This window comes from Paenibacillus sp. sgz302115, from assembly GCF_056120445.1.
Map to the genome: position 1 here is coordinate 59847 of NZ_JBVYOK010000021.1, position 13659 is coordinate 73505.

A 13659-nucleotide genomic window follows, 5' to 3' on the forward strand; every position below is an offset into this window, starting at 1 on the left:
ACTTCCCCTCCGTCACTTCGTCCCTTTTATATTTTTTTAGTTCAACTGATATAGCAAGCGTTCAGCACTAAAAGTGTGTTGTACATTATCATACGACAATAGCGCCGCTGTCAATCCACAATATAAGGCTGCGAGCGGAGAGTACAGCATCAGTTCTAAAACTTTGGCTTAGGACGGAGCCTTTGTGGTTCAGGGAAAGAGGGTTTCGTCGATAGCCATCCTTCTGTTCCTTACGGACCGGAAAGCGCTTATTGCCTCTTCGGCAGGTTATTTGGGGTGAATGTCCGCGCATAAAGGCACTGGAGTCCGTTAACTTGCGGAAAAATGACTTTCAGTACAAATAAGAGCTGCTCAGTCCGTTACAAACGGGTAGACTCTTCCGATTAGGAGATGATTCTGTTCGTGAAGACTGATACGCCTGCAGCGTGATCTCCACCCCCTAAGCCGTTCAGCGGAGTATCGTTTGAACTCGAACATTTAAAGTCTGACGATCAGGTAGTGGGTTCGCAACCTCAGTCTACGTCCGGATAAATAACGGTTTTTTTGTAAATTTATTCTGAAATTTTCGCAAAAAAAACCATCCCGCTTGAACCGGGATGGGGATGATCGGTAACGTATAGGATTATAGCAAGGTTTTGTTAAAGCGGTAGCCGGCGATTTTTTCGAATCCGATGTGGCGGTAGAATGCATGCGCCGGTGCGCGCTCCACACGGTTGCCGCTTCTCAGGAACAACTGGCAGCAGCCCTGCTGGCGGGCCCGTTCTTCGGCTGCAGCGACCAGTCTTTTGCCAAGGCCGTTTCCTCTATGCTCCTCTGATACGATCAGCGCGGTAATCTCCATAATACAATCCGCATGCTTGTAATAGGATTTCACCTGCCGGAGTCCAACCATTCCCACAACTTCGTTATCAAGCTCTGCAACCAGTGTGCAATGGAACGGATCATTCTCCATGTCTTCCATTCTCTCTTTCATCACGCTAAGCGTTGTCGGATAGCCGAATTCCCGCAGAAGGGCTGTCACTCTCTCCAGATCATTCATGCCGCATTTGCGAATTTGCAGTACCTGCTCCTGAGTACTACTGTTCATCCTCAATTCCCTCCACTTTTAGCATAGACGCCGCCTGCTTGGCTGCTGTCCGCGCGATTTCCACATCTTCCGCCGCACTTAACGCTACGGCCATCCGCCGTCCAGGACGGACCTCCGGTTTGCCGAACACTCTAACCTGAGTACGAGGAAGCGCGAGTGCTTCACCGATTCCGGTTACTCTAAAAGCTTGTCCGGCTGTTTCTGCCTTCAGGGTAGCTGATGCGCCCGGTGTCAGCAAGTGCACCGAGTCCAGCGGAAATCCAAGAATGGCTCTGACATGCAGAGCAAATTCCGATAAATCCTGTGTAATCATTGTAACCATGCCGGTGTCATGGGGCCTTGGCGAAACTTCACTGAAGAGTACCCCCTGATCCGTTAAAAACAGCTCCACACCAAAAATTCCATATCCGCCAAGCTGATCGGTTACCGCCTTGGCGATAGCCTGGGCCTCGGCAAGCTGGGACTCACTCATGTGATGCGGCTGCCAGGACTCCACATAGTCGCCATCCTTCTGAATATGGCCGATGGGAGGACAAAATACAGTCCCGCTTATAGAACGCACAGTCAGGAGTGTAATCTCACTCTCAAAGGTAACGAACCCCTCTACAATAACGCGGGTGCCTTTGGCGCGTGCGCCTTCAAGCGCGATATTCCAGCATTTCTCTGCATCCTCCGGCCGCTTGCAGATGCTCTGCCCTTTGCCGGAAGAGCTCATAATCGGTTTAATCACGCAAGGAGTGCCAAGCTCTTCCACCGCCTGACGCAGCTCGTCCAGACTGTCTGCGAAACGGTAGGCTGCAGTCGGCAGGCCAAGCTCTTCAGCAGCAAGCCGGCGGATGCCTTCCCGGTCCATAGTCAGCCGGGCCGCACGTGCAGTAGGAACTACGAAAAAGCCTTCTTCCTCCAGCTCCAGCAGTGCATGGGTAGCAATCGCTTCAATCTCCGGCACAATCAGATCCGGCTTCTCGGCACGAATGAGCTTCTTCAGCGCTTCCGCGTCAAGCATATCAATAACATGGGAACGATGGGCCACTCCCATCGCCGGTGCAGCTTCATAACGATCCACAGCTACGGTCTCTACGCCAAGGCGCTGAGCTTCGATAATAACTTCCTTGCCCAATTCTCCACTGCCCAAGAGCAGCAGCTTACGGCTCTGGGCTGAAAAAGGAGCTCCCCACATTGTCGATTCCAACCTCTTTCGGCAATTTAACTGCTGCGTTCTAGTTTTCTGTAAACGATGCAGTTTCAATTGTAAATTTTCAGGCTTCTTTATTTTCTTCCATCATCCGTCAGAATGCAAGTCTTCTTCGACATTTTCCTACAATCTTCACAGATCGCTGTCCATGATATTGCCGAAAGCAGCTTCCAGCCGCAGTAATTCTGTGCTGAGATGACTCCAATGCTCTGCCGAATCACCCCCTTTCAGCAGCTCTGTCATGGCTGCCTCCCGTTCAGCGAGACTCTCGCGCAGTGCATGCGCCGCACGGGACAAGGCCGCCTCCAAAGCATCTGTGTAGAAGTCCAGCAGATAGCTTTCAAGCCCTGAAGACGCCCCGGCTACGGCATCCTTAAGCCAAGGCTCCGCAGCGGCCCTTACCTCGTTCCGTCCCGGACCTTCGAAGAAATGGCGCGGCGATTTGAACCGGTTCCACAGTGCCGGCCAATCCAGCGGCGCAAGTTCGGCTTCCAGCTTGGCTGGAGAATTCCAGCGTTCATTACCATTTTCTAAGTACCGAAGCTCCTCTGCCGGTATGGACAGCTCTTCTGCTGCCGATACCGCCGCTGTATGCACAAGTCTGATTCCTGCTGCTTCCAGCCGCAGTGTAGTCGCCCATAATTCCTGTTCCAGCTCACGCTGAACCGTGCGTTCAAGTTCTCTTCCACAGGCTGTGAAGATTTCTTTCAGGTTACCGCCATCCTCCCGAAGCAGGGAAGGATGGAACGACTCCTGAAAGAAACGGCCAAAGGAAAAGGCAAGCCGCTGGCGGACATGATAGAACAGCTCCTCGCCTTCCCGGCGCAGATCGCGGCGCGGACGCTCTTCGGCTTCCAGTGCTGCCAGCCTCTGCTCAGCCTTCCGGCGCTGCTCCTGCAGCTTGCGCATGCCCGCTTCACGCTGGTCCGCAGCAAGCTTGGCCGTCTCCAGCCATTCCCCGGCACGGCGGCGCACAGAGACCAGGCTCTCTTTGGCTGACGCAAGCGACAATCGGGGCAGCTCTCCGCCCGCGAAATCCGCAAGCGCCTGCTCGAAGCCGGCGAACCGGGACGCCTCATACACATCCTGGCGGTTTGCGGTCTTACCCTCCAGCGCAAGCAGGCTGGACAAGGCATACATCCTGGGCGCGTTCAAGCCTCCGGCACGCAGGTTCTGCGCGACATGCTGCCGAACCTCCTCCAGCTCCGCTTCATCCGTTGCCAAATCGGAGGCGTTGATGATAAAGAACATTTTATCCAGCGCAAAGCTGTCTTTAATCCGCCCAAGCTGGGCGAGCAATCCCCGGTCCGCCTTGGAGAAGGCGTGGTTATAATAGGTCACAAAACATATCGCGTCCGCATTCTTCATGTAACCAAAGGTTACTCCGGTATGACGCGCATGCAGGGAATCCGCGCCGGGGGTATCGACCAGCACAATGCCGCTTGCCGTCAAAGGGCAGTCATAATACAGGTCAATCCCCTGAACGTAGCAGGCACGTGTCTCCTCGGCAACGAGCAGGCGGTATTCCTGCAGATCAACGGTACGCACCGTTCCCAGGAGAGGCTCTGCCTCCTTCCAGCCCGCTGCTGCCGCCCGCAGAAACCCGGCATGCGGCAGCGCTGAAGGATGAAGCCCGCTGACCTGGACGTTCGCGGCCGCAGCCGTCCATGAGTGCCGCTGCGGCGCTGCGAGCTGCAGCACGCTGAAGGAATGGAGGATGTCCTCCCAGAAATCCTCCGCCGTCTTCATGGCGACAACCGCGCTGGCGTGACGGAAGTCCCCTTCCGGCGCCAATATGCGGTTGACCGCTGCCGTGGCGGGATGCGGAGACACGGGCAGCACCTCTTCGCCAAGCAGCGCATTGGCGAAGGAGGATTTACCGGCGCTGAACGCTCCGAACAGCGCCAGGGTGAAGCGGCCGCCGGCGAGATCCGCCGCCCGCGCCGCCAGGCTGCGCGCAGCCGACGCCATCGCCGGCTCGCCGCGCAGCAGCTCTGCCGCAGCGTCCAGCGCCGCTGCGGCCTTCCCGAGCCGGCGGCGCCCGCCCGCCGGCGAAGCCGCCCCCGCCGCAAAGCCTGCTGCGGCGGGGCTCCCAGCCGCTGCGCTGTGCGGCGGCTGGGTCTCGCGCGGTGCGGCGCTAAGCGCGCCCGCCCGCGGGGTAACCCTCACCTCCGGCACCGGCAGGGTGCCGGGGGTGAGGGTGCGGCGCGGCGGCAGCAGCGCCGCAAGCTCGGCCGCGCGGGCGTCCGCCGCGCGGGTAAGCGCGGCCAGCGCGTCAAGGGCGCGCGCCTGCCGCTGCAGGGCCGCCTCGCGGCGCGCAAGCTCCGCGCGCCGCTCGTCCAGCATAGGCGGCAGCTTCGCCAGCAGCTCATCGCCGAAGGCCAGGGCGGCGCGGCGGAAGCCTGCCTTAATCTCAGCCGCGAGAGCGCGGCAGAGATTAAGTAGCGCCTCGCCGGAGAACCCGGTTCCCGGCTTCACTGCAGCCGCCAGCATATCCTGGCTCACCGCCGGGAGCCCTTGCTTAAGTGCCGTGTCCGCCGCCTCGTACCAGAGTCCGAGGCCTTCTCCCCATTCCCGCACGAGCTGGAGCAAATGCCACTCGAGCTGGGCGGCAACCTCACGGCTCTGCAGCGTATGCCAGGCTTCCAGACGATTCTGCTGCTCCTTCTCCCGCTTCGCTGCGGTGAACAGCAGCCCCCGCCGGAAGCCGGGACTAACGCTTTCCGCATAGGCCCCCGCCGCCGCTCTGACCTCTGCCGGCATCAGGCTGCTGTTGCCCAGCAGCGCATCCAGGCCAGCGCGCAGATTCAGCCGCGACTGCTCCGCAAGCCCGCTGATCGCCTCGCGCTCTTCCGCGCATTCAATAAGCCCGCGCTCCACGGTATCCTTATCCGCAGTGCCCGCCTCTTCCTGAAGCTGCTCCCGTTCTTCCCGCTGCTCCTGCCGGTAAGCCTCCAGCGCAGCGTCTGCAGTATGATGCAGAGAGCGTGACAAGCTAAACTGCAGCAGCTCTTCCCTTTGTTCCAGCAAGGAGGCAATCACGGTGAGCAAGTCATCCCACTGATTAAGCGGATGATCCCCCGCTTTTAGTGAAGTGAAGAGAATTCCGGCTGATTGAATGCCCCACTGTCCGAAAGCGCTTTCCAATTGCTCCCGGTACACCTCAATCGTTATCTCGCGTTCACGGTGCTTGTCAATCTGATTGACGATCAGATACAGAGGTTTCCCCCAATCGCTAAGAGCTTTGGCAAACGCCAGATTATTCTCGGACTGAACATGATTGTAATCCATCACATAGAACACGACATCGGCCAGATGAAGCGCCGAATGCGTAGCTGCCTGATGTCCGTTATCGGTGGAATCTACCCCCGGAGTGTCCATCAATACCCCGTGCGCCCCCAGCAGCGGCACATTCTCCCAGACATCAATGGCTGAGTAGTCGCCGCCCCTGCGGCAATAATCCTGTAGCTGATCGGGAGTTGTCTCCCATGCAGAAGGCTCTTTTCCCGGCTCGATTGCCATAGGATAGAGTAGAACACGCGGTGCTCCGTTACGGATAGATACGATATTGGCACTGGTAGGAACCGGCCCGGAGGGCAGCACAGGACTGCCGCATAGCTGATTGATCATACTCGATTTTCCCGCCGAGAAATGCCCGCAAAAGGCCAGAGTCAGCTCACCCGCAGCAGCTTTTGCCTGCAGATCGGCAATAATTCGTTCCGCAGCCGGATCTTCCCAACGTTCCATAAGCTCTCTTAACAGTGTAAAAGGCGACTCTTCCCGGATTTCCTTCACCATCTTGGCCCTTTCCGCTCCCACTTTAATTCCCACCTTCTATATCATGAATCGTATGGCTCACAATAGACATCCATGCCGCTCTTTCGCGGCACTTCAGATGATGTTACTTCATAGAAGGGCCCCAAGTTTGCCTTCGCCAAAATTCGAGGCTTCCATAACAATGCTCTCCGTTCGGACATCATTATTTTACAATAGAATAATTACATTTTATCACCGAATTGCCACAATTCAAATGATAACTATTTACAAAATCCCCTATTATCCTTCACGAAAGATTGCAAAGTAACACCTTTAGGTGTTATTATCGAAACGAAGCTACAAAGTTGCTATACAAATCAGGAGGGAATCTACACACATGGAGAAAACATTGCCCGAAATTCGTAAAACTGTAGTTCTGAATGCACCCATTGAAAAAGTATGGAAGGCTGTTGCCACTTCGGAGGGACTGGCAGCCTGGTGGATGGACAATACATTTGAGCCTGCCCTGGGCCATGAGTTTATTCTCCGGTCCGGCCAATTCGGCGATTCTCCTTGCAAAGTCACCGACATTGAGCCGCCTTACCGGCTTGGCTTCGATTGGGGGAAAGACTGGCATCTCGCGTTTGAGTTGAAAGAGCTGGAGAACAAGCAGACAGAATTTACACTTATTCATTCAGGCTGGGATGAAGCAAAGGTCACCGAATTTGGACAATCTCATACGATCATTCGCGGCATCATGAATGGCGGCTGGGAGAGCATCGTCAAGGAAAAACTCGTTGCCTACGCAGAGGCCTGACCGTGTCAGTTCCTGCAGCGCAGCATGATGTATTTCATGCCATCGCCGATCCCACCCGCCGGAGCGTACTGAAGCTGCTTGCCGGCAAAGATATGCCTATTGTCGCGATCTCTGAGAACTTTCCCCTTTCGCGCACGGCTGTTAACAAACATCTGCATATTTTGACGGATGCGGGTCTGGTAAGCCGCCAGCGGGTGGGGAGGGAGACGCGGTACAGGCTGGAACCTGAGCCGCTGGCTGAGCTGAGAGACTGGCTTTCCTTCTTCGATGCTTATTGGGATGACAAGCTGTCTCTGTTGAAAAACTTTGTTGAGAATGATCCCTCAGATTAAGAAGAGGCGGCATGCTTTTCCCCAGACAGATTTAGCAAAAAGAGCCGGCCCAAGGGCCGACTCTTTTTGTTGCTTTACATATAATTATTTTTTACTTTAACGGACAACTTAGGCTGTTTCCAGTACTGGCAGCAGGATCTCGAATACCTTGCCGTGCTGCAGAATGGTCAAACCGCGGGATTTGTCCTTCATCACAACAACTTCCGGTTTCTGGGACATACGTTCCAGGTAATGCTCAGGCACATCGCCGGAATGGCTGATTGTAATGCCTTCCACTTCCTGCTCTTCATTTTCCTCAAGCGGGCTTTCTACCACCCGTTCAAAAATATCGGAAAAAGCTTCAAAATTATCGGTATATACAGAAATGCACTTCATCTCAATCCCATCCTCTTCTTCATCTCTAACTCTTAGCTTGTTTTTGCCGTATGATTGTTAGCTTTTCTCGTTACAGCCGGTTTCATACGTTTTTTGCCCTCCCGGCAAACATCCAGCAGCGGGCAAACCTGACACTTAGGATTCTGTGCTTTGCAATGATATCGTCCGAAAAAGATCAGCCGGTGATGGGTCAGTGTCCATTCGTCCCGCGGCACCGCCTTCATCAGCTTCTTCTCCACTTCCAGCACAGAGTCCTTCCAGCCCGCTAGCGCAAGCCTTTTAGCCACTCTTTCCACATGTGTATCCACGGCAATAGCCGGCACTCCAAACGCATTGGACACTACAACATTAGCGGTCTTGCGCCCGACACCCGGCAGAGTAACCAGCAGCTCATGGCTCTGCGGCACTTCTCCGCCGTACTGCTCAATCAGGATCGCGCAAAGGCTTTGAATATGCTTGGCTTTGTTGCGGTATAACCCGATTCGCCGGATATCCGCCTCCAGTTCCTCAATCGGTACGGAAACATAGTCGAGCGGGGACTTGTACTTTTGGAACAGGTCCTCGGTTACTTTGTTCACTGTTGCATCCGTACATTGGGCTGAGAGCAGCACTGCTATCGTTAATTCAAAAGCATTGCTGTGGTTCAGCTCGCAATGTGCATCAGGGAACAGGTCTCCAATGGTATCCAGAATGTGGCGGACCTCTGCAGCTTTCATAGCGTCCCCTCCACGAAGTGTTGCCGCCCGGGCAAGCCTGGCGGGCACAACTTCCCAAATTTCAAGTTGGAACGGCTTCACTGTCCTTAAGCGGGACGGTACCGTTGCTGCAGAAAGATAAGAAACATTTATGTGTACAAACATAAATTCATATCTTTCAAGTGGAAACGACTTCGCCGTCCTTAAAAGGACGGTATCCGTTTCAGCGAGAAATGTAAGGATAAAGTATAGGGTGAAACTTATACTTTCTTACATTTCAAAAAAAACGTCTTGATGCAGGCAAAACGCCTGTATCAAGACGGTGCTTCACACGGAAAATCACCAAGCTCTTATTGTTTCACAATTTCAACAACAACGTCATTATTGAAATACATTATAATATTATCATTTTCTTTGAGAGATTGCACGGATAATGTCGTGTCTCCTTGATGAATATATACATTTGAAGGAAGAAGGAAGCGGTAAGTATCATTCAGAGTAACCCGTTTGGCAATAAGCTCTCCGCTTGCGCTCTCGTAACGCGAGAAGACCCGGCTGGACTGTGTGAAGACGCGAATGATGAGTGTGCCGTCAGCATCCTTGCGAACTTCCACGCGGTCTGCTGTAGTGAGTGTGCCGAGTGTTGTCGTTGTAACGCCATCCCGGATAATTTTCACGCCTCCGCTAACCTTCAAGCTCTGTGAAGCACCAGTATAATCCTTCACGGTCAACGTGCCTGCAGCGGCATCCACTGCTGACACCTGGCCAGTAGTTAGCTTAACAGTCTGAATGGTCACCGGGGTGCTGCCATTAAATGAGACATTAATGAAATCCCCAACCTTCAGATCGCTGATCTTGATGTTCTGTGCGGATTCGTTGGTCAAGGCTGCTGATACGGTATAAATCTCTGATGTTCCTCCGGACCACTTAACTCCCAGCTTATTGGCAGCCGCATTGACTGAAGTAATCTCAAGCTGTACATCGGAATTTACACGAAGAATCGACACAATATCCTGATTCCCGGCCAGAACGGCAGTCACTGAGCTGTTCAGAGGAACATCCGTAACCGCAAGCGAAGTCCGACCGAAGAAGTCAACAGACTGCGGATATGACAGATTCAAGGTCTGACCGTTAGCGAGCTTCAGGGTCATGATTCTGGTAGTAGTATTCACTCCTGTCAACACGCCTGTATATTTGGTGCTTGTCTCTACAGAAATTGCACGTTGTCCGGCAGCCACTACATCCACCTTGCGGCCTTCGGTCAGATTATATCCCATATTGGTCAAGGATGTGGTAGCTATCCCATCATAGGCTAGCTTTGTCTTCGCATCCAGTTGCACCAAATGAGCTTTATTATTGGTATCCATAACCGTCAAAAGCTGTGTCTTCGCACTGTAGTCAACCACTGAAGCCCCGGTAAACTGGTCAATCTGCCGGCTCAGCACTTCAATCTTGGTTACCTGATCACTGCTGTTAAGCGTGATTTGAACGTTGTCTCCTGCCGCTGCATCGGCAATTAGGTCGCCAATTACAGGAGAAGTAACGTTCGGTATGACGATTGCCGGTGTGGTTCCCAGCAGCTTCACTTCACGAGTACCATCGGACTTTTTGTATACAACAGAGGAGCTGGTCAGTTCAGTAATTGACCCCTGCACGGTGCGTTCTACCCCTGAAGTCACTTCTACCGTCCGGATAACATTATCCTTAATCGTATATTTGACCGAAGCACCCACCTTCAGATCGGCCGGCAGCAGCACAGCGTTTTGCGAGCTGAACAGAGAAGTGCCATCCTCCCATTTGAAGGTTTCTGCAGTCCCATTAGCACCTTTGAATGTGATGCTCTTATTAGCTGTGTCGACACTCTGAATGGTGCCTGTTGCCGTCTTGTTCACAAATCCTGATGTCACCTGAACCTTGACGATCTTATTTGCTCCGCTGAAGGTTTCACGAAGCAGGGTAACCTTGCTTGCAGCAGCGATCGAGCTTGGTGTAATTACAGCTCCGTTCACATCCACAAAGGAGGTGTTCGCATCATAGCTGTATTGATCATATCCGGCAGGAGAATCCAGCCAGAGCGTTACCGGAGTGCTTTTAGCAAAGGTCCCTTCAATCGTCTGCACCTGTGGTGTAGGATCAGTTACCTCTACGTAAGCAGCATTATAAGTAGCACCGATGACGGTTACTTTCGTATAGGGCTTAATGTCGCTAAGATTAATTCTTGTATCGGAAGTGCTGTTGAAGTAGGCAGTGCCGTAAGTCAGGTTAAAGACAGAGGTAGCCCCATTGCTGAACAGGGTCAGCTTGCCGTCTTTGAGTGCACTTATGCTTCCTTTGACAGTGTTGTCATACTCCAGCGTATTGTGAGCTTCGGCCCGGCTGAAGAAGGTTGCCAGTTGCGCACGGGTAACAGCGCCCTGCGGATCAAAGCGGTTTCCGTCCAATCCGTTGGCAAGCCCCAAGCTCACCGCTGTGTTTATGTAGCCCCGTTTGTTTGGAGTCACCTTGGCATCATCGGCGAAGCTGGTAGGCTTTGTGGCTGCAGAGGCAGCTTCTGCACTTTTACCAAGCGCCCGGATCAATAATTCAGCAACCCACTCGCGGCTGGCTTTCCGTTCTCCCCAGGAGGTCTTCAGATTGTCAGCAGCCATCTCAACCGTCTTATCCAGCAAGCCCTGCTGGAACGCCAGCACGACATAAGGCTTATAGTAGTTCGTAACCTGGAAGTCCGTTGGCAGCACAACATCAGTGCTGGTATTTACATTGCCTTGCAGCTTCATGAAGCGCAGTGCCATCAGCACCGCCTCCTGCTGGGTAACGGAATCACCCGGACGGAATAAGCCGTTATTTCCCACAACAATCCCTTGGGAGGCCAGCTTGTAAACATGCTTTTCAGCCCAAAAGCCTGCTTTCACATCGGTGAAAATTCCTGTTGCCGCCGCTTGAGCGGATACGTTAGATGAGGTTGGTGCTGCTGTTGTAGCATTATCGGCAAAAGCGGCTCCCGCTCCGCCAAGCACCATCGCGCCGGCCAGCAAGGCAGATACCGCTTGAGTAGAATACGATTGAATAGAACGTTTTGACCTTTTTTGCCCGGACAATAGATTATTCCCCTCTCCATGATTCATTTGAATGTTACATACATCATTTCGTCAGTCTGCCATTCAATTCCTGCATAATCTTTTAAACGCCGCTATTATCTCTGGTCATAGGATGCAGCAAATCAACATGGCCCATCAAGCTCTCCACTTGTTGTCCATCCACCAGAACCTCGATACTCTTCACTTCTTTGAATTGGAAGAACGTTTGGGTCAACGCGCTAATGGCAAAAGCTTCGCCGCCAGCACCAAGCTGCGCTTCGTCCGGCTTATGAATGTCCATCTGAATCTGCCCGTCAACAAATTTAAGCGATTTAAGCTCGATTTTTCCCCATAAAGGAATCTGGTCCGCTTTATCACTGCTTTGCAGCGCTTTGTAGGCTTCGCTGTATTTCTCTACATCATCTGCAAAGCTTATTGTAGCTTTGGCCGGAACCAGCTCCATTTGCTGCGGGTCCGTATAGTATACAGATATGCTCTCGCTCTTTTTCTCCGGCGCATCCGGATGCTTGGTAGCAGCAGGAGCCGTACTCTCGGCTGTCGGCTGTGGCGTTGCCGTGGCTGTAGCTGTGGCGGGTGCATCTTGTCCTCCGGTGTTGTTATTTCCGGTATTGCCTCCAGCTCCATTCACAACTGCAGGTGAAGCTTGCACGCCTTCATTTGCCGGCGCCGCTGCAGGCTTCTCACCGCAGCCGGCGATCACAAGCAGAAGCAGTGCTGAAATTCCAGCATATGTTAATTTGTTATTCATCAACATTTACCCCCTCTGGATGAATATTGGCAGACATAGCCGTATGGCCGCTGCTATAGTCCGAGATATTCCTTAATTCCGCTGACAATACCAGCAGCAACCTTATTCTGCAAAGCTTCGGAGAACAGCAATGCCTCATCTCCTTTATTGCTAAGATACCCTACCTCAAGCAGAACAGCCGGCATGGTGGTTTCACGGATAACATGGAAATTCCCATAACGTACGCCCCGATCACTAAGTCCGGTCGCCTGGACAAGATACTTATGCATCACATTCGCAAGCGCCTTGCTGGCATCTCGCTGATAATAGGTCTCTGTTCCGGTCGCTGCCGGGGAACCGCTGTTGGCATGTACAGAAATAAACAGATCGGCCTTAAGATTGTTCGCCATTCCCGCCCTGTCTTTCAGCTCCAGGAAGGTATCATCACTGCGGGTGAGCACTACATCAATATTGCTTTCTTTTTTGAGCAGCGCTGCTGCTTTCAGCACAACTGCCAAATTGAAATTTTTCTCATATTTGCCTGTAGCTCCTACGGCACCGGAATCCTTGGCTCCATGCCCGGCATCAAGCACTATAAGCTTCCGTCCGTTATTTACAGGCGGAGTTACCGGAGTATCCGTACTTACCGCATTCAGATCAATGACAACAAGCTTGGAGACATCTCCAGTTACGTCGACGCTATAATTTTTGGCTTGATTCAAATCAATAACAAAACGGACTGTATAAGGGGCAGTACTAAACAGTGAATAACGCACACCGGAAATATCAGGATAATCCGTTATGGTAAGTTTACCGTTCAGACTGGAGTCCAATTCCTGTCCTGTCCTGAATAAATCAGAGAAATTTGCATTAGGCAAATCTATCACAATCCGCTCGGGCCCCGACATCTTGGACACCTTCGGCTGTGAACTTCCGTCCATTGCAATGGTCAGCTTATTCTCACTGAAGCTGATCCCATTGACCATGGTCAAATTAGCCGTAGTATCCGCCGGAGGCACAGTCCCGTTTGTTCCGTCACCACCGGAATTTCCGCCTGTACCGGCGTTAGCATCAGGTACTTCTGGGGTAATAAGGTTTACAACCTTTGCAGTATTGTCCCATTTGACCGTAAGACCAAACTGCTCACCAATGAACCGGATCGGCACCAGGGTTGTATCCGTCCGCAAGAGCGGGGCGGCCGTAAGGGTCACGGTCTTGTCATCAACGGAAGCCGTAGTCTGATCCACAAACAGCTTGATCGTTTTCCCTTGTTGTTCAATCGTGATTGTCTTGCTTTTCTGATCCCAGTCTACCTTATACCCAAGGTTCTCAGCGATCATTCTTAGCGGTACCATGACTGAGCTGTTCACATTTTCAACGGGTACGTCCTGTCCTGCGGTCAGCTCCTTGTCATCAAGAAAAATCTTGTTAGTGCCGGCAGCGGCATGTCCATGTCCCGGCAAAACAACTACAAAGAGCAGCAGCAACAGCATAAAAACAAATTTTTTCATCCTTCACCTCTAAGAATCTAGTATTCCGCCTATAGCGGCGTTCATGATGACAGCAAGGCTGACAAC

10 protein-coding genes are annotated in these 13659 nt (G+C 52.8%); 2 read left to right on the forward strand and 8 right to left on the reverse strand.

The annotated features are described in order from the left end of the window. Positions 1–622: 622 nt before the first annotated feature. The 3 genes from AC0LWN_RS26820 to AC0LWN_RS26830 all read right to left on the reverse strand — a co-directional run bounded on the left by AC0LWN_RS26820 (position 623) and on the right by AC0LWN_RS26830 (position 6101). Complete coding sequence (locus AC0LWN_RS26820) at positions 623–1087, reverse strand: GNAT family N-acetyltransferase (protein WP_458966679.1); 465 nt, start codon at positions 1085–1087, stop codon at positions 623–625. Then, entirely contained in the window at positions 1077–2267 is a 1191-nt protein-coding gene (gene purT, locus AC0LWN_RS26825; protein ID WP_474670883.1) for a formate-dependent phosphoribosylglycinamide formyltransferase, read from the reverse strand. The genes AC0LWN_RS26820 and purT overlap by 11 nt, the downstream gene beginning before the upstream one ends. A 147-nt stretch (positions 2268–2414) precedes the next feature. After that, positions 2415–6101 (reverse strand): dynamin family protein, encoded by a 3687-nt coding sequence (locus tag AC0LWN_RS26830; protein ID WP_474670827.1) that lies wholly within the window; start codon positions 6099–6101, stop codon positions 2415–2417. Between the two features lie 334 nt (positions 6102–6435). On the opposite strand from AC0LWN_RS26830, the gene AC0LWN_RS26835 reads away from it, so the two are divergent. Both AC0LWN_RS26835 and AC0LWN_RS26840 read left to right on the forward strand, forming a co-directional pair. Continuing rightward, on the forward strand, positions 6436–6855 hold the full coding sequence (locus AC0LWN_RS26835; protein ID WP_474670829.1) for an SRPBCC family protein: 420 nt from the start codon (positions 6436–6438) through the stop codon (positions 6853–6855). Between the two features lie 2 nt (positions 6856–6857). Then, a complete protein-coding gene (locus AC0LWN_RS26840) occupies positions 6858–7187 on the forward strand; it encodes an ArsR/SmtB family transcription factor (protein ID WP_474670831.1) in 330 nt (109 codons plus the stop codon). Between the two features lie 108 nt (positions 7188–7295). Here the strand turns inward: AC0LWN_RS26840 and AC0LWN_RS26845 are convergent, their stop codons facing one another. From AC0LWN_RS26845 to AC0LWN_RS26865, 5 genes are all read right to left on the reverse strand, one after another. Continuing rightward, complete coding sequence (locus AC0LWN_RS26845) at positions 7296–7562, reverse strand: hypothetical protein (protein ID WP_019910050.1); 267 nt, start codon at positions 7560–7562, stop codon at positions 7296–7298. Positions 7563–7594: 32 nt separating this feature from the next. Continuing rightward, the gene (nth, locus tag AC0LWN_RS26850; RefSeq protein WP_458966675.1) at positions 7595–8278 is read right to left on the reverse strand and encodes an endonuclease III; all 684 of its coding nucleotides are present in this window, start codon (positions 8276–8278) and stop codon (positions 7595–7597) included. Positions 8279–8607: 329 nt separating this feature from the next. Continuing rightward, positions 8608–11355, reverse strand: a complete 2748-nt coding sequence (locus AC0LWN_RS26855) for an S-layer homology domain-containing protein (RefSeq protein WP_474670833.1) — start codon at positions 11353–11355, stop codon at positions 8608–8610. An 82-nt stretch (positions 11356–11437) separates the two neighbouring features. After that, positions 11438–12103: a GerMN domain-containing protein gene (locus AC0LWN_RS26860; RefSeq protein WP_458966673.1), complete on the reverse strand. Its 666-nt coding sequence runs from the start codon at positions 12101–12103 to the stop codon at positions 11438–11440. Positions 12104–12156: 53 nt separating this feature from the next. After that, the gene (locus tag AC0LWN_RS26865; RefSeq protein WP_474670835.1) at positions 12157–13593 is read right to left on the reverse strand and encodes an N-acetylmuramoyl-L-alanine amidase family protein; all 1437 of its coding nucleotides are present in this window, start codon (positions 13591–13593) and stop codon (positions 12157–12159) included. Positions 13594–13659: the final 66 nt, after the last annotated feature.

Excerpts from the sequence above, each read along its gene's own strand:
- AC0LWN_RS26835 (WP_474670829.1), top strand. The coding sequence starts at position 6,436 with ATGGAGAAAACATTGCCCGAAATTCGTAAAACTGTAGTTCTGAATGCA.
- AC0LWN_RS26860 (WP_458966673.1), bottom strand. The coding sequence starts at position 12,103 with ATGAATAACAAATTAACATATGCTGGAATTTCAGCACTGCTTCTGCTT.
- nth (WP_458966675.1), bottom strand. The coding sequence starts at position 8,278 with ATGAAAGCTGCAGAGGTCCGCCACATTCTGGATACCATTGGAGACCTG.
- purT (WP_474670883.1), bottom strand. The coding sequence starts at position 2,267 with ATGTGGGGAGCTCCTTTTTCAGCCCAGAGCCGTAAGCTGCTGCTCTTG.
- AC0LWN_RS26845 (WP_019910050.1), bottom strand. The coding sequence starts at position 7,562 with ATGAAGTGCATTTCTGTATATACCGATAATTTTGAAGCTTTTTCCGAT.
- AC0LWN_RS26865 (WP_474670835.1), bottom strand. The coding sequence starts at position 13,593 with ATGAAAAAATTTGTTTTTATGCTGTTGCTGCTGCTCTTTGTAGTTGTT.
- AC0LWN_RS26820 (WP_458966679.1), bottom strand. The coding sequence starts at position 1,087 with ATGAACAGTAGTACTCAGGAGCAGGTACTGCAAATTCGCAAATGCGGC.